Origin of the sequence: Tessaracoccus sp. MC1756 (assembly GCF_014164735.1) — a bacterium.
Lineage (GTDB): Bacteria > Actinomycetota > Actinomycetes > Propionibacteriales > Propionibacteriaceae > Arachnia.
The window spans coordinates 95,963-118,338 of sequence record NZ_JACJFZ010000001.1 but is presented as its reverse complement, the minus strand read 5'-3'; the positions used below and the strand labels follow the sequence as shown (position 1 = coordinate 118,338).

At 67.8% G+C, this 22,376-nt stretch carries 20 protein-coding genes; 7 read left to right on the top strand and 13 right to left on the bottom strand.

Annotated features, from left to right (window positions below; genetic code table 11):
- Positions 1 to 166 precede the first annotated feature (166 nt).
- On the bottom strand, positions 167 to 1,810 hold the full coding sequence (locus H5393_RS00520; RefSeq protein ID WP_182765098.1) for an ABC transporter substrate-binding protein: 1,644 nt from the start codon (positions 1,808 to 1,810) through the stop codon (positions 167 to 169).
- Positions 1,811 to 1,931: 121 nt separating this feature from the next.
- On the opposite strand from H5393_RS00520, the gene H5393_RS00515 reads away from it, so the two are divergent.
- Positions 1,932 to 2,654: an FCD domain-containing protein gene (locus H5393_RS00515; RefSeq protein ID WP_220488128.1), complete on the top strand. Its 723-nt coding sequence runs from the start codon at positions 1,932 to 1,934 to the stop codon at positions 2,652 to 2,654.
- 87 nt (positions 2,655 to 2,741) lie between these two features.
- On the opposite strand, the gene H5393_RS00510 is transcribed toward H5393_RS00515, so the two are convergent.
- The 11 genes from H5393_RS00510 to iolC all read right to left on the bottom strand — a co-directional run bounded on the left by H5393_RS00510 (position 2,742) and on the right by iolC (position 15,604).
- On the bottom strand, positions 2,742 to 4,028 hold the full coding sequence (locus H5393_RS00510) for an alpha-L-fucosidase (protein ID WP_182765097.1): 1,287 nt from the start codon (positions 4,026 to 4,028) through the stop codon (positions 2,742 to 2,744).
- Positions 4,018 to 4,902 (bottom strand): carbohydrate ABC transporter permease, encoded by an 885-nt coding sequence (locus H5393_RS00505; RefSeq protein ID WP_220488127.1) that lies wholly within the window; start codon positions 4,900 to 4,902, stop codon positions 4,018 to 4,020. The genes H5393_RS00510 and H5393_RS00505 overlap by 11 nt, the downstream gene beginning before the upstream one ends.
- Entirely contained in the window at positions 4,895 to 5,788 is an 894-nt protein-coding gene (locus tag H5393_RS00500) for a carbohydrate ABC transporter permease (RefSeq protein WP_370585884.1), read from the bottom strand. Before H5393_RS00500 ends, H5393_RS00505 begins: the two co-directional genes overlap by 8 nt.
- Before the next feature lie 47 nt (positions 5,789 to 5,835).
- Positions 5,836 to 7,089: an ABC transporter substrate-binding protein gene (locus H5393_RS00495; protein ID WP_182765096.1), complete on the bottom strand. Its 1,254-nt coding sequence runs from the start codon at positions 7,087 to 7,089 to the stop codon at positions 5,836 to 5,838.
- Between the two features lie 227 nt (positions 7,090 to 7,316).
- Complete coding sequence (locus H5393_RS00490) at positions 7,317 to 8,534, bottom strand: Gfo/Idh/MocA family protein (protein WP_220488125.1); 1,218 nt, start codon at positions 8,532 to 8,534, stop codon at positions 7,317 to 7,319.
- A gap of 24 nt (positions 8,535 to 8,558) precedes the next feature.
- Positions 8,559 to 10,055: a CoA-acylating methylmalonate-semialdehyde dehydrogenase gene (locus H5393_RS00485; RefSeq protein ID WP_182765094.1), complete on the bottom strand. Its 1,497-nt coding sequence runs from the start codon at positions 10,053 to 10,055 to the stop codon at positions 8,559 to 8,561.
- A 56-nt stretch (positions 10,056 to 10,111) separates the two neighbouring features.
- A complete protein-coding gene (locus H5393_RS00480; RefSeq protein ID WP_182765093.1) occupies positions 10,112 to 10,972 on the bottom strand; it encodes a sugar phosphate isomerase/epimerase in 861 nt (286 codons plus the stop codon).
- Positions 10,973 to 10,990: 18 nt separating this feature from the next.
- Entirely contained in the window at positions 10,991 to 12,877 is a 1,887-nt protein-coding gene (iolD, locus tag H5393_RS00475; protein ID WP_182765092.1) for a 3D-(3,5/4)-trihydroxycyclohexane-1,2-dione acylhydrolase (decyclizing), read from the bottom strand.
- Between the two features lie 2 nt (positions 12,878 to 12,879).
- Entirely contained in the window at positions 12,880 to 13,767 is an 888-nt protein-coding gene (iolB, locus tag H5393_RS00470) for a 5-deoxy-glucuronate isomerase (protein WP_076061198.1), read from the bottom strand.
- Positions 13,764 to 14,630 carry a deoxyribose-phosphate aldolase gene (locus H5393_RS00465; protein ID WP_182764146.1) on the bottom strand — a complete coding sequence of 289 codons (867 nt, stop codon included), beginning with the start codon at positions 14,628 to 14,630 and terminating at the stop codon, positions 13,764 to 13,766. The genes iolB and H5393_RS00465 overlap by 4 nt, the downstream gene beginning before the upstream one ends.
- Positions 14,627 to 15,604 carry a 5-dehydro-2-deoxygluconokinase gene (gene iolC / locus H5393_RS00460; RefSeq protein WP_182764273.1) on the bottom strand — a complete coding sequence of 326 codons (978 nt, stop codon included), beginning with the start codon at positions 15,602 to 15,604 and terminating at the stop codon, positions 14,627 to 14,629. The genes H5393_RS00465 and iolC overlap by 4 nt, the downstream gene beginning before the upstream one ends.
- A 155-nt stretch (positions 15,605 to 15,759) precedes the next feature.
- Here iolC and H5393_RS00455 point away from each other — a divergent pair, with 155 nt between their 5' ends.
- The 4 genes from H5393_RS00455 to H5393_RS00440 all read left to right on the top strand — a co-directional run bounded on the left by H5393_RS00455 (position 15,760) and on the right by H5393_RS00440 (position 19,505).
- Positions 15,760 to 16,503 (top strand): GntR family transcriptional regulator, encoded by a 744-nt coding sequence (locus H5393_RS00455; RefSeq protein ID WP_182764147.1) that lies wholly within the window; start codon positions 15,760 to 15,762, stop codon positions 16,501 to 16,503.
- Between the two features lie 97 nt (positions 16,504 to 16,600).
- On the top strand, positions 16,601 to 17,674 hold the full coding sequence (locus H5393_RS00450; protein WP_182765091.1) for a transaldolase family protein: 1,074 nt from the start codon (positions 16,601 to 16,603) through the stop codon (positions 17,672 to 17,674).
- Positions 17,675 to 17,685: 11 nt separating this feature from the next.
- Entirely contained in the window at positions 17,686 to 18,690 is a 1,005-nt protein-coding gene (gene iolG, locus H5393_RS00445; protein ID WP_182764149.1) for an inositol 2-dehydrogenase, read from the top strand.
- A gap of 122 nt (positions 18,691 to 18,812) precedes the next feature.
- Positions 18,813 to 19,505: a cytochrome b5-like heme/steroid binding domain-containing protein gene (locus tag H5393_RS00440; protein ID WP_182765090.1), complete on the top strand. Its 693-nt coding sequence runs from the start codon at positions 18,813 to 18,815 to the stop codon at positions 19,503 to 19,505.
- Positions 19,506 to 19,537: 32 nt separating this feature from the next.
- Here H5393_RS00440 and H5393_RS00435 read toward each other — a convergent pair whose 3' ends face one another.
- A complete protein-coding gene (locus H5393_RS00435; RefSeq protein ID WP_182765089.1) occupies positions 19,538 to 19,933 on the bottom strand; it encodes a hypothetical protein in 396 nt (131 codons plus the stop codon).
- A gap of 87 nt (positions 19,934 to 20,020) precedes the next feature.
- Here H5393_RS00435 and H5393_RS14770 point away from each other — a divergent pair, with 87 nt between their 5' ends.
- The gene (locus tag H5393_RS14770; RefSeq protein ID WP_182765088.1) at positions 20,021 to 21,727 is read left to right on the top strand and encodes a histidine kinase; all 1,707 of its coding nucleotides are present in this window, start codon (positions 20,021 to 20,023) and stop codon (positions 21,725 to 21,727) included.
- Positions 21,724 to 22,374 (top strand): response regulator transcription factor, encoded by a 651-nt coding sequence (locus H5393_RS00425; RefSeq protein ID WP_182765087.1) that lies wholly within the window; start codon positions 21,724 to 21,726, stop codon positions 22,372 to 22,374. Before H5393_RS14770 ends, H5393_RS00425 begins: the two co-directional genes overlap by 4 nt.
- The last annotated feature ends 2 nt before the right edge of the window (positions 22,375 to 22,376 follow it).

Below are 22,376 nucleotides of genomic sequence, written 5' to 3'. Positions count from 1 at the left end.
TGCGGGCGGGTTGTCCGCCCATAGGGGTGCGTCAGAGGGGACGGCTCGCACGGGGCCCCTTGTCAAGGGGCCCCGCAGAGGCCTGTGGGGTACCGCTTACGGGGAGACTGCGGCGGGGTGGCCGGGCCCCGGCATTGCCAGGGGCCCGGCGGGCACGCTACCGGTACTACTTGGTGGAGCCGACGCCGACGAAGGACAGGCCGGTCACGGGGATCGGCTTGAAGTCCTGCAGCGTCTCAGCATCGAACGCGGTCGGGGACTTGCGGTGGAAGATCGGGTACAGCGGGGCGTTCTCGGATACCAGGTCGAAGACCTGGTGCCAGATTCCGACCTGCTCGTCGCCCGTGGACTCGGAGGCCTGGCCCAGAAGGTCCTGGACCTGGTTGTAGGAATCCTGGCCCTTCCAGTGCATGCGGGCGTCGGTCCACGTGTCACCGGCGTACCACCAGCGCAGCAGGAGGTCAGCGTCGTCACCGAACACCGACGGGTCACCGGGGGCCATGACGACGTCGTAGGCGTCGACGGCACCGTCAATGGTGGCGTAGACGTCCGAGGACTTCTTCTCTTCGTAGGCGACGGTCAGGCCGGCGGCCTCCAGCGACTCCTTGACGATCGGGCGCACAGCGGCGAACCAGCCGTGGTCCGAGGACAGCAGGCGCACGCTGGTGAGACCGGTTTCGGCCAGCAGTTCCTTGGCCTTCGCCACGTTGCCGGCGTACTGGACGGACGCTTCCTTGAACGCGGGGTGCGCCTCGTGCACGAAGGACTTGGCCGGGCTGGCCAGGTCCGACATGCCGACCTTGCAGATGCGGTCGTAGTCGAGGGCGTACAGGATGGCCTGACGGTTCTTGACCTCGTTCATCGGAGCGGCGCCACAGTTGAACATCATGAACAGCAGACCGAAGCCCTGCTCAGCGGCGACCGACTTGGTCTCGGCCAGCTGCGCCAGGTTGGCGGCCGGCACGGAGTCGATGGCCTGGACCGTGTCGGAGCTCAGCGCGTTGGTACGGGTGGAGTCATCGGGGATGATCTGCCACTCCATTTCGGCCGCGCGGGCCGCCTGCGGGCCGGTGTACTGGTCGAAGCGCTCGAACTTGAGCACCTGCGAGGCCGCACCGTTGTCGGTGAGCTTGTAGGGGCCGGTGCCGATGGGGGCCAGGTCGAAGGCCTTCTGGTCCGCCTCGACGAGGGCCTTGGGGACGATCTTGACGACCGCCAGGCGCTCGGGGACGAGGGAGAAGGGGTACGACGTCTTGATCGTGACAGTCTTATCGTCCTTGGCCGTGACCGACTCGATGAAGGGGATGAATGCGGCGTAGAGCGAGGCGTTGTCCGGGTTCAGGACGCGCTCAAAGGAGAACACCACGTCTTCGGGGGTGACCGGGCTGCCGTCGTGGAACACTGCGCCGTCACGGAGGGTGACTTCCCACGTGGTGTCGTCGACCTGCGACGGCATGTCGGAACCCAGTGCGGCGAACACCTCACGCGTGGCGGGGTGGAGTTCCGTCAGGCCTTCCATGGTGTGCCAGTTGGCCGCCACGGTGAGCGCGGCGGTGGTGGTCATCGGGTCATACCCGTTGGTGCCCAGTTCGTACGAAATGGCGGCGGTGATCTTGCCGTCGGTGACCGCCGCGGCCGACGGGCTCGCGCTCTCCGAACCTGCCGGCGACGTGCTGGCGCCCGGGGTTGGCTGCGACGCCGACGGGCTGCACGCCGCGAGCGACCCGGCGAGCGCCGCGGCCGCGCCGAAGGAACCAGCGAGCTTGAAGATGGAACGGCGCGAGGGGTGCGCGCCCATGGGATTCGTCATTGAAAACTCTCCTAGTTATCGGACATCCGATGTCTGACCTGCTGTCAGTATTGCATGATACATGGCGATACACTCGTCACGCTCACCGAAAGTGCGCAGCCCGATCGAAAGAGTCTGAATTGTGACCAACAGCCACGAGCCGCAGCGTCTCCGGCAGACCGCCCAAGCGGTGAAGGAGCACATCCTGCGCGAAAAGCTAAAGACCGGCGACCCCATGCCCACGGAGATCCAGCTCGTCGAAGCGCTGGGCGTCTCACGCTCAAACCTACGCGAAGCGATCCGCAGCCTCGTCACGCTCGACATCCTCGAAGTGCGCCACGGCACGGGGATGTTCGTCGGCCGGATGTCGATGCGTCCCCTGGTGGAGGCTCTGGCCTTCAAGGGCGTGGTGCTGCCGGGCGAGGATTTCGAGACCCTGCGCCAGATCGTCGAGATCCGCACGGCGCTCGACTACGCCCTGGCGCCCGGCATCGTCGAGCGCATGAGCGGGCACGACGCCCCCGAACTGGCCGGACTGTGCAATGCCATGACCGAGAAGACGGCCGCCGGCGAGAGCTTCGCCGCCGAGGACCGCTCCTTCCACCTCAAGCTCGCCGAGGTGCTCAGCAACGAGTTGTACGCGCAGCTCGTGGGCGCCTTCTGGGATGTGCACACGCTGATCGCTCCCCGTCTGGGCGTCCCCACCCCCCGGGACCTGGACGAAACCCTCGACGCCCACCACAGCATGCTCCAAGCCGCCCTGGCGGGAGACCTTGACGCCTATCGCGACGCCGTCGACCGGCATTACGCCCCCCTGCTCAGGGTGCTGGACTCGTCGAAGAAGGCCGTCGCTTCAGGGTCCTGAACCGCAGGTCGCCGCCCCTCTCTCACCGCTGAGTTGGTTGCCACAAGAAAAGCGGCCCAGCCCCAAGGGCTGGGCCGCTTCCCACTTTCAGGCGAGGCGCACCACTGCGGCGCCCGGGCGGTCCGGGGCCAGGGTGAGCACGCCGTCGACGAGGCTCCCCCACTCAGGAGTGAGCAGCTCGCCGTCGACCTCGACGGGGGTGTCGGCGTCGATGAACGCCAACGTGGACCCGTCCTCGGCCGCGCCGAGGCGCACCCAGACGTCGTCGCCGAGGCTGAGCGTGCGGTCGGTGGGCGCCACCTGCAGGAATCCTCCGGCGGGTCGCACCCACCTGCCGACGGAGGCGACAACTTCGGACTGCCACCCGGGCAGCTGGCCGTCGGCCATCGGCCCGACGCCGAACAGGAGCCGGCCGCCGCGGGTGACGACGTCCACGAGGTGGCGGATCGCCATCGGACCGGCCAGTGCGTGTGACAGGTCCTCCTCCTGGTTGTAGGCGAATGACAGGCCCACGCCGCGGCAGTTCTCCCACATGCGGGCGTCCTCGTTGTCCAGCATGTGCTGGTACTCGCTGGTCACATAGTCCGCGTGCGGCACGTTCCAGCGGTCGTTGACCACACCGTCGGGATTGGCGGCGTAGAACTCCTCGAAGACCGAGCCGATGCCGTGCGCCTCGAAGTTCTTGCCTGCATCCGGCCACTCGATGTCGTCCCACAGCACGTCCGGCTGGTAACGCTGCACCAGGTCACGGACGTGGCTGGCCGCGTAGGCGGCGTAATCCTCGTCCAGCGGGCGCAGCCCGTCCCAGGACCAGGTGTCCGCCTCGCCGATGGGGGCGAACGGCCGCTCGTGCCAGTCGAGGCCGCCGGAGTAGTAGGCGCCGAACCGGACACCGTGCTCACGGCACGCGTCGGAGTACGCCCCGACGAGGTCCTTCTTCGGACCGCGGGCGACCGTGTTTCGGTCCGTGCCCGGGGCATCCCACAGGCAGACGCCGTCGTGGTGCTTGGTCGTCAGCACTAGGTAGTCGGCGCCGGCCGCCGCGAGCTCCCCCACCAGAGCGGAGGCGTCGAAGTTCTCAGCCTTCCACTCGTCGATGAAGTCGTCGTAGGGGCGGCCTCCGTAGACCTCCTGCTGGTGCTTCCAGGCCGCACTGCCCTCGAGCCGGATGGTGTTGTAGTACCACTCCGAATACGGGTTGTGCGTGTACCACTCGGTGGCGGATTGGATGGTGCCTAGCTCGCCCGTCGGTTCCGCCCACGCCGGCACCGAGTACGGCCCCCAGTGGATGAAGAAACCCAGCTTGGCGCGCCGGAACCACTCCGGCGTTGCCCTGTCATTCAGCGCCTCCCAGCGCTCTTGGTCATCGACCACCGAAACCTCCGATATTCATGCCTCGGGACAGCTGGCGCTGCATGAGGAAAACAATGATGAGAGAGAACGCCACTGCGACGGAGCAGGCGGCCATCAGCGGACCCCAATCCGTGCCGCGCTCGCCCGAGAACATGGACAGACCCAACTGCAGCGGAGCCTTGGCCGGATCAGTGATGATGATCAGCGGCCACAGGAAGGCGTTCCAGTAGTCGATGAAGGCGAACGCCGCGACGATGGCGATGGGTCCGCGCAGCAGCGGCACGATCACGTGCCACAACAGTTGGATCTGGCTGGCGCCGTCGATCCGCGCGGCCTCTTCGTAATCCGGGGGCAGCGACAGCAGGAACTGGCGCAGCAGGAAGGTGCCGAACGCGCCGAACGCGAAGGGCAGGATGACCATCGAATAGGTGTTGACAGCACCGAACTCGTTGGCCCCGATGAACAGCGGGATGACGAGCACCTCGATGGGCAGCATCAGCGTGGCGATGAACACGGCGAACAACTGGTTGCGGCCCTTGAACTGCAGGCGCGCGAACGCGAACGCGCTGAGCACCGAGACGGTCACTGCGATCAGCGCGCCCATGCCGGCGATGAAGAACGTGTTGAGCAGGATTCGAGCGAACGGGATTGCCGTGAAGACCTCCGCGTAGTTGCTCCACCGCACCTCGGAGCCAACCAGGTCGGCCCCGCCCAACAGCACTTCCTGGCTGGGCTTGATGGAGCTGATGAACATCCAGAGGAACGGCACGAAGAACACGAAGCCGAACATCGCGAGCAGCACCTTGCTGATGATCCTCGTGGGGCGCACGCGGCGCGCCCTGTTGCTCACTTCGGCGACCCGGAGGGTTTCTTCCCTTGTCAGAGTGTCAGGCATCGTAGCTCACCCACTTCTTCTGCCCCAGGAACTGCAGGGCGGTAAACAGCATGATGATGACGAACAGCACCCACGCCATGGCCGACGCGAACCCCAAGCGGTCGTAGGAGAAACCGGCGCGGTAGAGGTACAAGACGATGGTGTTGGTGGTGTCGCCGGGACCGCCCTTGGTCAGCATGTAGGGCTGCGTGAACACCTTGAACCCGCCGATGACCGTCATCACCGAGGCGAAGAACAGGGACGGGGACAGCATGGGGAACGTGACCCGCCAGAACCGGCTCCACGCGCTGGTGCCGTCGATCCTGGCGGCCTCCATCACCGAGGGGTTGATGTTGTTGAGGCCTGCGGCCAGCACCACGATGTTGTAGCCGACGCCCTGCCACAGAGACATCATCACCAACGAGATGAGCGCCCAGTTGCCGTCACCCAGCCACGAGGGGCCAGTGATACCGATGTTGCCCAGCAACGTATTGACCAAGCCGTTGTCCTGCAGCATGAGCCGCCACACCAGGGCGTTGGCCACCATGGGGGTGACCACCGGGATGAAGAAGAGGATCCGGAAGAAGGCTCCCCATTCGGGCAGCGAGTGCAACCACACCGCGATGCCGGTGCAGATGATGAGGTTCGCGATGGTGTAGCCGATCGCGAAGACCGCGGTGTTGCGCAGCACGGTGAAGAACACCGGATCGGCACCCGACAGAAGCTGCACGTAGTTCTCCACCCCCACGAACTCACGCTCGCCGTACAGGGGCCAGTTGTACAGGCTGATCACCAGGGAGGCGATCAACGGCACCACGATGAAGATGAAGAAGCCAGCCATCCCGGGGGTGAGATGGAGGAAGGCCAGCAAGCGCTGGTTGAAGCCAGGCTTGCCGGTCCGTTCCACCTTCACCCTCGGCCGAGCTTCAATCGGAGCTGCCGAGGAGGTCATGATCAGCCAACACCCTGGGAGATCTGGGTGAGGATGTCTTCAGCGGTCTTGTTGCCCCGGTAGCCATCGGACGAGTACTGCGCGAACTGGGTCACGACCTGGTTCCAGGTGGGAGTGGTGACCAGCGGCCGGCCGCCGGCAAGAAGCGCCTTGACGACCTCGACATCAGCCTCGGGCTTGCCCTCGGCCCAACCGTCGATGGCGGACTCGATGGACGGCACGGTGCCGCGGTTGGCCCCCACGTAGGCAACCACGTCCGGCGTGGTCATCTTGATGATGTTCTCAAAGGCGGCGGCCTTGTCCGGGCAGGAGTCAGCGATGCCGAAGCCGGAGCCCTGGATCATGCCGCCGGGGGTGCCGTCGTTCGAAGGGGGCGCGGCGATGCCGACCTCGAAGTCTGAACCCTCCTGGTAAGTGGAGTAGAACCAGGGGCCGTCGATGAACATGCCGACGTTGCCGGCCATGAACGCCTGGCGACCGATCTCATCGGTGTCGCCGGGGTTCGGCGCAGCCGCGACCTGCTCCTTGTTGACCAGGTCCATGGTCCACTGCACATCCTCGATCAGCGCCGGGTCCGTGAGGTTCAGTTCGCCGTCCTCGGTGGGGCCGACACCGTTGGCGAAGCTGAGGGCGAGGGGCGGGTAACCGATGTCGGCGGACACGGCGAAGCCGTACTTGTCGTCCTTGGTGAGGGCCTTCGCGTCGGAGAGGAACTGCTCGCGCGAGTAGTCCGCACCCGGCAGTTCAAGGCCGGCGGCCTCGAACATCTCCTTGTTGAAGAACAGCAGCATGGGCTCTGCGTCGTAGGGGATGGCCCGAATAGTGCCGTCCACCGTCAGGCCCTGCATCATGGCCTCGTTGTACTGGTTGAGGTCGAGGCCTGCATCCTTGGCGAGGTCGTCCAGCGGCGAGAGGAGGCTGCCGAGCTCCTGGGCGCGCGCGGCCTGCGTCGTGATGATGCACGGGGCGTCGGAGGCGGCCATACGGGTCTTGACGAGGGTCCAATATTCCTGGAACGACGGTCCGTCCAGCGTGATGTCGAACTCGCTGTCACCGCCCTCCTGCACGCCGGTGATGAACGTCTCCCACTGTTCACGGTCGGACTCGTTCGAGACCCACGTGTACATCTGGTTGGCGCGGGGGTCCGCCTCACCATTGGCTCCATCGGTGCCGGTGCCGGAATCGCCGCCACAGGCCGCGAGGCCCAGAGCGAGAGTTGCACAGGCCGCAATTGCCGTGACTCGACGAATGTTCATTGGGATAAGCCCTTCTTCTTTGAATGGGTTTCGAGGGTTCGGCCCAGGCCAGCGGTGGTCTTGGTGATGCCCTCTGGAGCAATTGTAAGAGCAATGCTAACTCAGGTCAACCAAAATTGCTAACGTTCCCATAGGGTGTTGCGGCGTATGTTTGGCTGGCATCACGGAACTTGAGCCCCCCGGCGCTGCAGTTGGGCTTTTATGTACACACATGCACCGCGCCTGCGTCAACGATTGTGCGTTACGCCTTCGACGGGCGGGACGTCGTGCCACCGGCCGTCGGCGGCCGACGCCATGGCGGCTTCGTCGACCTCGGCGGCCGCCAGCCCGTCATAGACCGACGGGGCAAGCTGCTGGCCGGCGAGCACCGACCCGATGAACTGGGACGCCTCGACGACCTTCAGGTCATCGAACCCCATCGACGTACCCGGGGAGGGCTGGAAGTTACCGAAGCGCGGGAAATCGTGCCCCGCCATGACATGCTTGTAGCCGGTGAACTCCTGACCACGCCCCACGGCCACCAGCAGGTCGTTGAGGTGTTCGAAGTTCCAGCGCACCGAACCGTCGGAACCGTACACCTCGACGACGTACTCGGCGCGCGGGCCGGTGGCCACCCGGCAGGCCTCGAGCGTGGCCAGGGCCCCGCCCTCCAGGCGACCGATCATCGCGATCCAGTCCTCGTTCTCCACGGGGCCCTTCTTGTCGCTGACCTCCCAGCCGCTGTGCCCGACGCCCGCCTTGAGCGGGATGGGGCGCTCGGTGATGAACTGCCCGGTGGCCGCGGTCACCGATTCGATGCGCCCCACCAGGTACTGCACGAGGTCGACGCCGTGGCTCATCAGGTCGCCGATGACACCGCTGCCGCCGTATTCGCGGCTGTCGCGCCAGGTGAGCGGCCCGTCCGGCGACGAGGCGTAGTCGGCGATCAGCCAACAGCGCACATTGGTGATCCGGCCGAGACGGCCGCCGCGGATCAGCTCGCGGGCGCGCTCGATGGCAGGGGCGTGGCGGTAGTTGAAGCCGACGGCGGTCACCAGACCCGCGGCACGCGCGGCCTCGGCGATGTCGCGCGACTGCGCCGCGTTGGTGCCCATCGGCTTCTCTATCCAGAACGGCTTGCCGGCGGCGGCCGCGGCGAGGGCGATCTCGCGATGGAGGAAGTTGGGCGAGCAGATGGACACGACGTCCACCTCGGGGTCGGCGATCACCTCGCGGTAGTCCTCCACCGCCCGCTGGAATCCCATGCCCTCCAAAGCGGCCTTCCTGGTTTCGGGCTGCGCGTCGCAGGCGCTGACGAGGCGCACCGTGGCGCCGAGCTCAGGGAACTTCTCCGCGAGGGCGCGGTAGCTGCGCGAATGCAGGCGCCCCATCCATCCCAGACCTACAGCTCCGACACCGATGCTGCGATCCGTCACTGGACCACTACCCTTCACAAGACCGATCATTTTCGTTGTCCAGGCGGTGGGAACTCACTCTTCGCGCTTGAAGGACATGGTCGCTTCGAAGGTGCGCTCGGACGGCCAGCGGCTGGTGACAGCCTTCAGGCGCGTGTAGAACGACACGCCCTCGGGGCCGTGGATGTGGTGGTCGCCGAGCAGCGAATCCTTCCAACCACCGAATGAGTAGTAGGCGACGGGGGTCGGGATCGGCACGTTGATGCCCACCATGCCGGCCTGCACGTCGAGTTCGAAGCGGCGCGCGACACCACCGTCGTTGGTGAAGATCGCGGCGCCGTTACCGAACGGGGAGCCGTTCACGATCTCGATGGCCTCGTGGTAGCTGTCCGCCACCACGATGGTGAGCACAGGGCCGAAGATCTCCTGGTGGTACGCCGGGGCATCCAGCGGGACGTTCTTCAGGACGGTGGGACCAACCCAGAAGCCATCCTCGTAGCCGTCGACGGTGAGGTCGCGGCCGTCGAGCACCACCTCGGCGCCACGCTCCTCGGCGTCGGTGATGAGGCCCTTGATGCGCTCCTGCGCCTTGCGGGTGATGACGGGGCCCATCTGGACGCCCTCGTCGAGCCCGAAGCCCACCTTGATCTTGGCGGCGTTGGCCTTGACCAGATCGGCGAGCTTGTCCTCCACACCGCCGACGGCGACGACCACCGGCAGCGCCATGCACCGCTCACCGGCGGCACCGAAGGCCGCGGCGGAGATGTGCTGGGCGGCGAACTCGAGGTCCGCGTCGGGCATGACGATGGCGTGGTTGTTCGCGCCGCCGAGCGCCTGGACGCGCTTGCCTGCCAGGGTGGCCTTCTCCTGGATGATGTGGGCCACCGGGGTGGAGCCCACGAAGGAGATGGCGTCGATGCCCTTGTGCTCGAGCAGCCCTGTGACGGTCTCGACGTCGCCGGCGACGACGTTGAAGACCCCGTCGGGGAGGCCGGCCTCCTTGTACAGCCGGGCCACGACCAACGACGCGGTGGGCGTCGGGGTGGCGGGCTTCAGGATGAAGGCGTTGCCGGTGGCGATGGCGATGGGGTGCATCCACATCGGGACCATGACCGGGAAGTTGAAGGGGCACACGCCCGCGACGACCCCGACGGGCTGGCGGATGCTGTGGATGTCCACGCCGGAGGAGATGTCGTAGGAGTGGTCGCCCTTGAGGGCGGTGTTGATGCCGCAGGCGAAGTCGAGGGTTTCGCGGCCGCGCTGGATCTCGCCGATCGCGTCGCCGTAGTCCTTGCCGTGCTCGGCCACGATGGCCTTGGCCAGCTCGTCCTGGTTCGCAAGCACGAGCTCGCGCATCTTGAACATGATGGCGGTGCGCTTGGCCAGCGAGGTCGCGGCCCAGCCCTTCTGCGCTTCGCGGGCAACCTCGACGGCATGGTCGATGTCGGCGAGCGACGCGGCGAGCAACTCACCGGTCACCTCACCGGTAGCTGGGTTCTCCACGGGGATGCGGTGTGTGGGCGAGCCCTCGTACGGGGCTCCGCCGATCCAGTGGGTGATGGTCTCAGTCATGGCTCAACCTTCCATTCTTTGGCCACGTCGCCTATTTGTTCTAACAATAGCACGGATCAGGCCAGAGCCGAAAGAGCGTCGAGCGAGGCCTTCGCGTTGGCCACGGGGCCACCGTCTGCCGGGGGCTCCTCGTCGAGCATGATGTCCTGTTCCAGGACGTAGTAGCCGTCGAAGCCCGCCTTGTCGAGGAGGTCGACGATGGCGGAGAAGTCGATGTCGCCCTGGCCGATGGGGGTGAACATGCCGGCCTTGATGCCCTCGCTCCAGCTGAGCTCGCCAGTGAGGAGTCGGTCCGTGAGGTCCTTGCGGATATCTTTTGCATGAACAATGTCGACGCGGTCGGCGTAACGGCGCACGAGGTCGACGACGTCGGCGCCGCCAGCGCTCAGGTGACCGGTGTCGAGGCACAGGCCCACCGTCGAGTTGTCCAGCACGCGCTCCACCTCGTCGAGGTTCTGCACCATCGTGCCCCAATGGGGGTGGATGCAGGCGGTCACGCCGCGGGCGGCGCACACCTCGGTGATGCGCGAGAGGTTGCCGAACAGCGTCTGCCAGCCGGTCTCGTCGAGGACAGGACGGTCGTCGTAGCCCTCGCTGCCGGAATCCGCGGCGAGGATGAGGAACTCGCCGCCGGCCGCCTCGAACGCGTCGAGCTCCTGGTTGACCTGCGGGATGGGATCGAATTCGGGGTCGTGCATGACGGCGAGGAAGAAGGAGCCCACCGGCTTGAGGCCGAACTCGCGCACCGCGGCAGCGCGCTCCTCGGCGTCGATCGGCAGCCAGCCCTGGGGACCGAACTCCGTGGCGGCGAGGCCGATTTCCTTCATCTCCGTGAGCACCCGCTGGGGGCTCATCTGGTAGCCCCACCCCGGGACCTCGCATACGCCCCAGCTGATGGGGGCACCGGCGATCTTCATGGTTCTCCTATTTCTCGGTCAGAGGTAGTGGCGCTGGGGGACGCGGTTGGTTTCGTAGCGGGCGCGAGCCTCCTGCGTCGAGGAGATGCGCGACACCTCGGCGATCGGCACGTCCCACCAGCTGCTGCTGGGCGGGTTGGGGCCGATGAGGGCCGTCTCGATGTAGATCATCACGGCGCGGTCCATGGCTTCGGCCTCGCGGTAGGCGGCGCGGAATTCCTCCATGGTCTTCACGCGCAACACTGTGACGCCCCAACTCTCGGCGTTGGTGGCGATGTCGACGGGGAGCAGGTCACCGTCCCGGTTGTGCGGCACCGAGCCCTTGCGGTACCGGGTGCCGAAGCGCTGCGAGCCGTGCGATTCGGACAGCGCGCCGATGGACGCGAACCCGTGGTTCTGCAACAGGACCAGGATGACCTTGAGGCCCTCCTGCACGATGGTGGCCAGTTCCATCGGCAGCATCTGGTACGTGCCGTCGCCGACGATGGCCACCACTTCGCTGTCCGGCAGCGCGAGCTTGACGCCCATCGCCGCGGGGATCTCATAGCCCATGGTGCTGAACGCATACTCCACGTGGTACTGCACGGGGGTCTTGGCGCGCCACAGCGACTGGAGGTCGCCGGGCATGGAGCCGGCCGCGTTGATCACGACGTCGTTCTCGCCCATCATCTCGTTGAGCGCGCCGAAGACCTCGATCTGGGCGGGCTGCGGCTGATGGCCGACGTTGACGCATTCGTCCGTGGTGGTGGCCCACTCGTCACGCAGGCGGGCGACCTCGGCGGAGTACGCCTCGTCGACCCGGTAGCCCTCGAGCGCCTCGCTCAGGGCCACCAGGGCCTCGCGCGCATCGGCCACCACCATCTCGGCGGCGTGCTTGGCCGCGTCGAAGGCGCCGACGTTGATGTTGACGAACTGGAGGTACGCGCTGCGGAACGCGGTGTGCGACGCGGTGGTGAAGTCGGAGTAGCGGGTACCGATGCCGATCACCACGTCCGCCCCGCGCGCCAGTTCGTTGGCCGACTCGGCGCCGGTGGACCCCACGCCGCCCACGGAGCACTCGTGGTCGGCGTCGATCGCGCCCTTGCCCGCCTGGGTGTCCGACACCGGGATGCCGGTCGCCGAGGCGAAGGCACGCAGCACGTCGCTAGCCCCGGAGTAGATCGTGCCACCCCCGGAGACGATGAGCGGGCGCTTGGCGCCGCGGATGATCTCGGCGGCGCGCTCGATGGCGACCCTTTCCGGCGCAGGACGGCGGATCCGCCAGACCCGCTTGGCGAAGAACTCCACCGGGAAGTCGTAGGCTTCGGCCTGCACGTCCTGGGGCAGGGCGACGGTGACGGCTCCCGTGTCGGCCGGATCGGTCAGCACGCGCATGGCCTGCATCAGCGACGGGATGAGTTGTTCGGGGCGTGTGACGCGGTCGAAGAACCGCGACACGGGCCGGAAGGCGTCGGTGGCCGCCGTCAGCGGCGACACCGGGTCCTCGACCTGCTGCAGCACCGGATCCGGCGCGCGGGTGGCGAACTGGTCCGACGGGAACAGCAGCACGGGCAGCCGGTTGGTGGTGGCGACGGCGGCGCCGGTCACCATGTTCAATGCCCCCGGGCCGATGGACGAGGTGCACATCCATGTCTGCGTGCGGTTGGTGGACTTGGCGTACGCGGCGGCGGCGTTGACCATGCCCTGCTCGTTGCGGGGCATGATGTAGGGCATCTCACCGCCATCCGGTTCCGGGTCGAGGTCGTTCTGGAGCAGCGCCTGGCCCATGCCGGCGACATTGCCGTGGCCGAAGATGCCGAAGGCCCCAGCGATCAGGCGGCGCTCGACGCCGTCGGATTCGGAGAACTGGTTGACGAGGAATCGGACGACAGCCTGCCCGACGGTAAGGCGAACGGTGGTGCTCATGCTCACTCCTGGGGATTGAGGGGGGTCATGGGGAGACGGGGGTCGACCTCGGATTCTTCCCAGGCCTGGCGGATCCACGTGTAATGGGGGTCGTCGGTCATCAGCCAGGTGGAGTCCTCGGAGGGACCGGCCATGACGTTGAGGTAGTACAGGTCATAGCCGGGGGCGGCGACCGACGGGCCGTGGTAGCCGAACGGCATCACCACGACGTCGCGAGAGTTGACCTCGGTGCACACGTCGATGGGCTTCCCGGGCGACGGATAGATGCGCTGGAGCGCCATCCCCTTCGAACCGTCGCGGCCGGGGCGCACCTCGTAGTAGTAGATCTCCTCGAGGACGCGTTCGTCCTGAGTGTGTTCGTCATGCTTGTGGGGCGGGTAGCTGGACCAGTTGCCGCCGGGCGTGAGCACCTCGCACGCCAGCAGGTGGGACGTCTCCAGCGGGTTGCCCAGCGCGTAGTTGTTGACCTGCCGCGAGCAGTTGCCGGTACCGCGCAGCGTCGTGATGACCTGCGACGACGGGCAGTACACGACGGGGAGGTCCTTGGTGGCCTTCGATCCGGGCAGCGCGAACCGGCCGCCCTGCTCGCTGTGGATGACGGCGGTCTTGCCGCGCGGGACGTACAGGTAGTCGGTGATCTCGGTCCAGACCTCGCCGCGGCCCTCCAAGCGGTGGGTCTCACCGTCGACCTTCACGGTGCAGGATCCGCTGAGCGGCAGCACCAGGATCTCCTCGCCGCCGGTGTCGACGGTCTGCGCGGCCCCGGCCGGCAGCCCGAGCACCCGGATCGAACACCACTCCCAGCCGGCGCGCTGCGCGGTCACGTCCGTCTCGAAGTTGCCATGGGCGGTTTCCCCCGCAGGGATGACGTACTTGGCGTTGTCGTTCACAGAACCTCCACGAGTCGGTCCACCGCGCCGGCCACATCACCGTCGCGGGGGAAGAGCAGGGCGCGCCCGATGACGAGCCCCTTCACGCTGGGATTGCGCAGTGAGCTGGCCCAGGCACGGACGGTTTCGTCCATCTGCTCCGGCACCGGGCCGCCCAGCAGCAGGACCGGCAGCGTGGTGGACTCCAGCACGCGGTCCATGTCCGCCACGCACGGCAGCTTCAGCCAGGTGCGCGCCGAGGTGTGACCCAACGCGGAGGCCACGCTGATGGCGCGGATGACTTCGTCGGGAGACAGGTCGTTGGTGAGTTGACCCTCCACGCGGCGGCTGATGAAGGGTTCCAGCATCGCGATGCGCCCCGCCGCGGCCAGGTCGTCGACGGCGCGCGCGGCCTGTTCCAGCATGGCCGGGGTGGCCGGGTCCTGCAGGTCGATGCGCAGGAGGAGTTTGCCCCCGTCGAGGCCCGCCTGCTCGATGCCGGGCGCGGTGTAGCCGGTGATGCGGTCGTCCACCTCGAACGTGGAGCCGGCCAGGCCGGAGCGGTTCATGGAGCCGAACACCAGCTTGCCCTCAAGCGCGCCGAGGAGGGCGAGTTCCTCGATGAGGTCCGGGGTGCCGAGGAACCCGCCGACGCCGGGCCGGGCGATCGCCACGGCGCACCGTTCGAGGAGTACGCGGCGCGACGCCATGGCCAGCTCGTCGCTACCGGCCTTGAGGGCCCCGCGGCCCGGGTGGTCTGCCGCGATGACCAGCAGCTTCTCCCCCGGTGCCGGCATGACGCCGGGCGCGCGAGCGGCGAGGGCCGCAGCCACTGCGTCGGGGCGCGTGAAGCGCACGTCAGTGAGGTCGTCGAAGGTGATCATGCCTGCCCCCGTGCGTCGGTTTCCACGTGGCGGGCCAGCATGTCCTCGACCTCCGCCTGGTCCGGCATGGCGGGGGCCGTCTCGAGCTTGGACGCCACGATGGCGCCGGCCGCGGAGGCGAACCGGATGAGCTGCGGCAGTTCCCAGCCGTTGAGGAGGCCGTGGCACACCGCGCCACCGAACGCGTCGCCGGCGCCGAGGCCGTTGACGACCTCGATCCGGCTGGCCGGCACGAAGGTGCTCTGGGTGCGGGACTTGGCGAAGGTGCCGACGGGGCCCTGCTTGACGATGGCGATGTCGACGCCCCGGTCGAGCAGCGCGTCGGCGGCTCGCTCCGGGTCGGTCTCACCCACCGCGATGCGACACTCCTCGAGATTGCCGATCGCGACGTCGGCGTGTTCCAGCATGGAGCTGATGTGCCCCGAGGCGGTGACCTCGTCGTCCCAGAAACGGGCGCGGTAATCCAGATCGAACACCAGCATTCCGCTGCGCTCCGTGCGGGCCAGGGTTCGGTGGGTCTGACGTGAAGGCTCAACCGACAGGCCGCTGGCGGTCATCCAGAGGATGCGGTAGTCGGCGAGGTCGGCCGGCAGATCTTCCGGACGCAACTCGAGATCCGGTGCGGTCGGCGCGCGATAGAAGTAGAGCGGGAAGTTGTCCGGCGGGAAGATCTCGCAGAATGTCACAGGTGTGTTGAACGCGGGATTGGTCACCACGTGCGAGGCATCCACCCCGCGACGCCCCAGCTCGGCGATGATGAAACGGCCGAACGGGTCGTCGCCCACGCCGGTGAGCGCCGTGACGTTGCGGCCGTAGCGCGCGGCCGCGACCGCGACGTTGGTGGCGGAACCGCCGAGGAACTTCCGGAAAATGCTCACATCCTCGAGGTGGACCCCGACCTCGAGCGGATACACGTCGACGCTGCAGCGCCCCACCACGAGAATCTCGGGCACGTGTTCGCCATCCACAGTGATGACCTCCTTCGTCGGCCCTCAGTCTGCCTGACTGGAACAGCGTGGTCAACTCTTTGTGCACACATTCGAGACGCGCGCTTCCGGAGTATGATCTGTCGCAATACCGCTCTGGCGGTTCATACCGCTGCCAAAGTCGGCCAGGTCAAGGAGTATGCATGGACGAGACCTACACACCGGACATCACAATCGACCGCCACTCGGATCGTCCCCTGTATGAGCAGATCGCCCAACCCATCGAGGCGGCGATCCTCTCCGGTGAACTCGCAGCAGGCGCGCGCATCGAGGACGAGGTCTCGATGGCCCAGCGCCTCGACGTCGCCCGCCCGACGGCGCGCCGCGCTCTCCAGGAACTGGTCGCCAAGGGCCTGCTGACCCGCCGACGCGGCGTCGGCACCCGCGTCGCCCCGCCCCACGTGCACCGCCCCATGAAGCTCTCCTCTCTCAATGAGGACCTCGTGGAGGCAGGCTTCTCCCCCTCCACCAAAGTGCTCAAGTACCAGGTGCGCGAGGCGGCGCCCGACGAAGCCGAGAAGCTCGGGATGAAGCCCGGCGAGGGACTGCTCGAAGTCAGCCGCCTGCGCTACGCGGACGACCACCCCCTCGCCATCCTCACCAACCTCATCCCGCTCGACATCGCCCCCACCTGGCAGGAGCTGGGCGAACACGGCCTCTACCAGTGTCTGCAGAAGCGCGACGTGCTGATCGCGGCGGCGCAGCAGTCGGTCGGCGCCCGCGGCGCCACGGCCGAAGAGGCAGAGCTCCTCGGCGAGGACAAGGGCGCGCCACTGCTGACGATGCACCGGGTGGGCCGCACAGCCGAGGGCCGCGCCGTGGAACTGGGCAACCACGTCTACCGCCCCTCGCTGTACTCGTTCCAGTTCACGTTGTTCACGTCCTGAGTAAATGTTCTGACAATCGCTTGACTATGCATAGACAATGCGATTAACTGAGGTCACATACGGCGACGCCGCCGCTCTCCGTGAAAGCAGGAGCCAGATGACTGACTACACCCCCGGGCCGCTGCTGGCCGCAGCGCAGACCACCCCCACGTCCCTGTGGAACGATTCCTCGGATCTCGATGAGCTGAAGCAGTCCATCGCGTTCGGCGGGGTCGGGGCCACATGCAACCCGGTGATCGCCTACACCACCATCAGGCAGCACCTCGATGAGTGGCGTCCGCGCATCGAGGCCATCGCGGCCGAGCACCCCACCTGGGGCGAGTCGCAGATCGGTTGGCAGGCCGTGAAGGACATGTCCGTCGAAGCAGCCGCGCTGCTCGAGCCGATCTTCAGGGAGCACAACGGCCGCAACGGTCGCCTGTCGGTACAGACCGACCCGCGCCTCCACCGCGACGCCCAGGCGCTCGCGGACCAGGCCGTGGAGTTCCATGAGCTGGCCGACAACATCGTTGTGAAGATCCCGGCCACCAAGACGGGCCTGGAGGCCATCGAAGAGGCCAGCTACCGCGGCGTGTCCATCAACGTGACCGTCTCCTTCTCCGTACCCCAGGCGGTGCAGGCGGGCGAGGCCATCGAGCGCGGCCTGAAGCGCCGCGAGGCCGAGGGTCATGACGTCTCCGAGATGGGCCCCGTCGTCACCATCATGGTGGGACGCCTCGACGACTGGCTCAAGGAAACCGCCGAGCGCGAGGGGCTCTCAGTGGACCCGGAGGCCCTCGAGTGGGCCGGCGTCGCGTGCATGAAGCGTGCCTACAAGATCTTCCAGGAGCGCGGGTACCGCTCGCGGGTCCTGTCCGCAGCCTTCCGCAACGTCAACCACTGGGCTGAGTTCGTGGGCGGCGACGTGGTGGTCTCCCCGCCGTTCACGTGGCAGAAGACCATCAACGAGTCCGGATATGAGACCGTCCCCCGCATGGACGAGCCCGTCAAGCAGGAGCACCTCCAGGAGTTGCTGAAGATCGAGGACTTCCGCCGCGCCTACGAGGTCGACGGGATGACGCCCGAGGAGTTCGAAGACTTCGGCCCCACCCGCAAGACCCTCCGCCAGTTCCTCGCGGCAGACGCCGATCTCGATGCTCTCGTCCGCGACATCCTCGTTCCAGCCCCCTGAGGAGTGGGTACATGACAGACAAGTTACTCCGCGTAGCCATCATCGGCGCCGGCCGCATCGGCCGGGTGCACGCCCAGGCGATCGCGTCGCACCCCCGCGCCGAACTCGTGCTCGTGTCGGATCCGTTCGGTACCGCGGCAGAGGATCTCGCCGCCGCGCATGGCGCACGGGCCGTGAAGGACGCCGCGGAGGTGTTCGCAGATCCTGAGGTGGACGCCGTGATCATCGGCTCGCCCACCCCGCTGCACGCCGAGCAGGTCCTTGCCGCGGCACGCGCCGGCAAGGCCGTGCTCTGCGAGAAGCCGGTTGCTTCGTCGGTGGCGCAGGCGCGCGAGCTGGAGGCCGATCTGGCCACCTTCGAGCACCCGCCGGTGATGGTGGGTTTCCAGCGTCGCTACGACCCGTCGATCAAGAAGGCGCACGATCTCGTCGCCGCCGGAGAGATCGGCCGCGTCGAGCAGATGACCATCCAATCGCGCGATCCCGCCGCTCCCCCGGCGAGCTACATCGCGTCGTCGGGAGGCATCTTCAAGGACTGCACCATCCACGACTTCGACCAGGCCCGGTTCTTCATGGGCGACATCGCCGAGGTCACCGCGTTCGGACAGAGCAACATCCCCGAACTGGCGGGCACCGGTGACTTCGACGGCGCGGTCGTCGTGCTGCGCAGCGTCGACGGCGCCGTGGCGTCGATCACCAACAACCGTCACTGCGCCGCCGGCTACGACCAGCGGATGGAGGTGCACGGTGCGGACGGTTCGCTGTTCGTCGACAACCTGCGCCCCACGTCGTTGACCGTGAACAAGAAGGACTTCAGCGCGGCCCAGGACCCGTACCTGGACTACTTCCTGGAGCGCTACGCCGACGCGTACCGCGACGAGCTGGCGTCCTTCATCGACGCGATCAACGAGGGCGTCGAGGTGTCGCCGACCATCAGTGACGGCATCGAGGCCCTGGTGCTGGCCGAGGCGGCCGAGGAATCGGCCCGCAGCGGCCGCCCCGTCAAGGTTCAGTAACGCAGACCCCGTGAACCCGCCGGTTGCCTCCCAGGCACCCGGCGGGTTTTCGCTGCCCGGTGCCTGACGCACGGCGTCGTCCCCCTATGCACCGCCCCTTCGCGACATCTAGTCTCATCCCCATGCTGGAAGACATCCTCGGGCTGCCGGCCCACCCGCTGTTCGTGCACCTGCCGGTGGTGTTGCTGCCGTTGTCCGCCGTCTCGATCGTGGCGCTGACCCTCCGGCCGGCCTGGCGGCCGAGGTTCGCCCTGCCGGTGCTGGGGCTCCTCGCCCTCGGCGCCCTGGGGGCGGTTGCCGCCTGGGGAACCGGCGACGACCTGGCCGCGAAAGTGGGCCTCCCGGTCACCCACTCGGAACTGGGCATGTGGACCGCGCTGGCCTCCGCCGTGCTGCTCGTGGCGGGCGGCGTCTGGTTGTGGCGCGTGCGGCGGGCCGACCCGTCGTCGGCGCGTGGCGTGTTCGGCTGGGTGGTGTCGGCGCTGGCTCTCGTGGTGCTCGTGCTCGTGACCCTCACCGGCCACTCGGGCGCGACGGCCGCCTGGTCCGGCGTGGCGGCGACGGCTGCGGCACCTGGGCAGAGCGCCTACACGATGGCCGACGTGGCGGCCCACAGCACCCCCGCCGACTGCTGGATCGCCGTCGACGGCAATGCCTACGACGTCTCCAGTTGGATCCCGCAGCACCCGGGCGGCCCCGAGCGGATCGAGCCGCTGTGCGGCACTGACGCGACGGCCCAGTTCACCGGCCAGCACGGTCAGACCGAAGTCGCGCAGGCGACGCTGAAGACCTTCCTGCTCGGACCACTGGCCTGACGGCGCTCGCTGACCCGGGGATCGGTGGCAGGTCAAGCCCACCGCGGGCGAACGCGGATCAGTACCGCGGAAGCGGTCAGGACCACCAGCGCAGATACCCAGAGGTTCACTTCGCCCCAGAGCCAATGCGCGCTGCCTTCCTGCCCGCCCATCACCTCGACGATGGCTCCGACGGCGAAGGTCAGGAGCGCGCCGGCGACCACGACGCCGACGAAGGACAGCACGCGGGTCCACCTGCGGGCGCCGCCGGTTGCTGCGGTGACGAGTGCGACGACGGCGATGACGAACGCCAGCAGCCCGCCGAAGAAGAGCGGGTCTTCGAGAGGGCTCCTGCCCGGTCCGCCGGCGACGCCGATCGCAGCCGCCTTGAGTGCCCAGATGATGACGGCCGCGACGGCGGCCCATAGCGCGAGTCGGTGTGCATTCATGGGTTCAACGCTCGCTCAGGCAGGGCAGTTCCGTCATCCCTCCGGAGAGTGACGTGTGATGAGATTGCGGTGACTAAACTCGGTTTCGTGACACGCAGGGTCATCGCGGCCACACTGTTCGTCTGCTGCGGACCGGTGTCTCTCTTGGCCGCCTGGAACGGCTTCGACTGGTATCTCGACGGGCCCACGCTCCTCATCGCGATCCTCGCGGGGTACACGGCCGGGGCATGGTTGCCGCGCCTGGGGGCCGCTGGCAGCGTCGCGCTGAGCACCAGCCTGTTGGTGCTCGCCAACCAGGCCCTCGGCGACGGGTTCCACTGGCTCGACGACCTCGTGTTCTTCGCGGTCCTCGTCGGGGGTCCCGCGCTCGCCGGGGCCGCAGTCAAGGCCCGCGCGCTGCACGTCGGTCGACTCGCTCGGCTCCAGGCGCAGTTGGAGGAGCAACAGCGCATCGACGTCGAGGCGGCGCGGCTGGACGTGCTCAACGGGGTGCAAGCCGAGGTGCACGCGGACCTGGCCGAGCGCATCGCCGGGATCGCGCTCAGGGCCGAAGGCGCACTCCGCGGCGGTGACCGCACCGCGTTGCCCGTGCTCGAGCGCCAGGCGCGCCAAGTACTTGACCTGCTGCGCGACGCGGTCGGTTTCATGCGTGAGGAGGCCCCGACGGCGGCGGCGGACGTGCCGGGGCCGGAGCCCACGGCGCCCCGGACCGACTGGTCTCCGTCTGACGCCCTGATGGCAGCCGCGCTGGCCGTCGCGATGGGGGTCGAGGTGGCGTTGATCTCCGACGGGGAGGGTCCCCTCCTCTGGGTAGCTGTCGTGGGGGCCGCCGCCGTTTGCACACCCCTCGTCTGGCGCCGGACCCACCCCATCTTCGCGGCTGCCGCCGCCTCGGCACTCGGGGTACTGGTGAGCGCGTGGCTGACGCCGATCTCCTCCCTCGTCACGGGCATCGCTCTGCTTTCGGCCCTCTTCTACAGCATCGGCGCATGGTGCCCGGCGCGCCGGTGGCTGTTGGGCGGGGCGATCACCGCCGCCGGTGTGGTCGCGATCGAGTTCGTCGGCCCTGGAGAGGGCGTTGGGCCCGTGCTTCTGTGGTCGCTCAGCGCGCTCCTACTGGGCCGAATCGTCAGCGGATGGCAGGAACGGCTGCGTCGGACACGGGAGGTGGTGGAAGCGCTCGAGAGCGGGCGGGGCGCGGCGGTCCGGCTCGCTGTCGCGCGGGAGCGCGAGGCGCTGGCCAGCACGCTGCACGACACCGTCGCACATGGGATGACCGTCGTCTGCCTGCATGCGGGCGCACAGCAGCGGCAGGGATCCGGCCAGGATGCCACGCTGAGCCTCATCGCGCAGGTCGCGGCGCAGAGTCTCGACGAGCTGAAGAACGGCCTCGAAACCATCGAATCCCGCGCGGCACCCCTGGACCCGGCCCGCCTCGCCGCCATCGGCCGACGAGCCGGCGTCGACGTCACGGTGAGCGCGGACCCCGTGCCCGCCGGCGCCGCCGCCGTCCTCGCGTACCGTATCGTCCGCGAGGCGATCATCAACGTCGCGCGCCACGCCGCCGGAGCGACGGCGCACGTGCGCGTCAGGAGACTCCCCGGGGCGATCATGCTCGAGGTCGTCGACGGCGGCGCTGAGCACACCGGCAACGCGCTCACCGGTGCCGGCACGGGCTCAGGATTGAAGGGGCTCGCCGCGGCCATCGCGGCGGTCGGAGGAACGCTCGACACCGGCCCCACCGTCGGGGGCGGCTTTCGCGTCGCGGCCACCATCCCCCAGGAGAACCCATGACCACCATCCTGCTGGCTGACGACCAGGAACTCGTCCGCACCGGCCTGAGGATGATCCTCTCCGCGGAAGATGACCTCGACGTTGTCGCGGAGGCGGCGGACGGGCGGGAGGCGATTGACCTGGCGCGCACGCTCCGCCCGGACCTCGTGCTGATGGACATCCGGATGCCGAACGTCGACGGCATCGACGCAACACGAGCGATCATCACCGCCACCTCGGGCGTCCGCGTCGTCATGCTCACCACCTTCGACCGGTCCCAACTCGTCTACGACTCGCTCGTTGCCGGCGCGAGCGGCTTCCTGCTCAAGGACGCACCCACAGACCAGCTCCTCTCGGGCGTGCGCGCCGTTGCCCGGGGAGAGGAACTGTTGGCGCCAAGCATCACCAGGCGACTGATCGAACAGTTCACGCGCACAGGACACGTGGGCCCGCCGCCCGGGTACCACTTCCTCACCGAGCGGGAGGCCGAGGTGCTGACACTCATCGCCCGGGGAAAGTCGAATGCGGAAATCGCCGAAACGCTGTTCGTCGGCATCCAGACCGTGAAGACGCACGTCGCGCGGGTGTTGCAGAAACTCGGGCTCCGGGATCGCGTCCAGGCTGTCGTCCTGGCCTATGAGCACGGGATCGTCCGCCCCGGGGAGTGACC

Bases quoted from the DNA above. Each gene is read 5' to 3' on its own strand.
- H5393_RS00520 (WP_182765098.1), bottom strand. From the start codon at position 1,810: ATGACGAATCCCATGGGCGCGCACCCCTCGCGCCGTTCCATCTTCAAG.
- H5393_RS00505 (WP_220488127.1), bottom strand. From the start codon at position 4,902: ATGCCTGACACTCTGACAAGGGAAGAAACCCTCCGGGTCGCCGAAGTG.
- H5393_RS00495 (WP_182765096.1), bottom strand. From the start codon at position 7,089: ATGAACATTCGTCGAGTCACGGCAATTGCGGCCTGTGCAACTCTCGCT.
- H5393_RS00490 (WP_220488125.1), bottom strand. From the start codon at position 8,534: ATGATCGGTCTTGTGAAGGGTAGTGGTCCAGTGACGGATCGCAGCATC.
- H5393_RS00485 (WP_182765094.1), bottom strand. From the start codon at position 10,055: ATGACTGAGACCATCACCCACTGGATCGGCGGAGCCCCGTACGAGGGC.
- H5393_RS00480 (WP_182765093.1), bottom strand. From the start codon at position 10,972: ATGAAGATCGCCGGTGCCCCCATCAGCTGGGGCGTATGCGAGGTCCCG.
- iolD (WP_182765092.1), bottom strand. From the start codon at position 12,877: ATGAGCACCACCGTTCGCCTTACCGTCGGGCAGGCTGTCGTCCGATTC.
- H5393_RS00465 (WP_182764146.1), bottom strand. From the start codon at position 14,630: ATGATCACCTTCGACGACCTCACTGACGTGCGCTTCACGCGCCCCGAC.
- H5393_RS00455 (WP_182764147.1), top strand. From the start codon at position 15,760: ATGGACGAGACCTACACACCGGACATCACAATCGACCGCCACTCGGAT.
- H5393_RS00450 (WP_182765091.1), top strand. From the start codon at position 16,601: ATGACTGACTACACCCCCGGGCCGCTGCTGGCCGCAGCGCAGACCACC.
- iolG (WP_182764149.1), top strand. From the start codon at position 17,686: ATGACAGACAAGTTACTCCGCGTAGCCATCATCGGCGCCGGCCGCATC.
- H5393_RS00440 (WP_182765090.1), top strand. From the start codon at position 18,813: ATGCTGGAAGACATCCTCGGGCTGCCGGCCCACCCGCTGTTCGTGCAC.
- H5393_RS00435 (WP_182765089.1), bottom strand. From the start codon at position 19,933: ATGAATGCACACCGACTCGCGCTATGGGCCGCCGTCGCGGCCGTCATC.
- H5393_RS00425 (WP_182765087.1), top strand. From the start codon at position 21,724: ATGACCACCATCCTGCTGGCTGACGACCAGGAACTCGTCCGCACCGGC.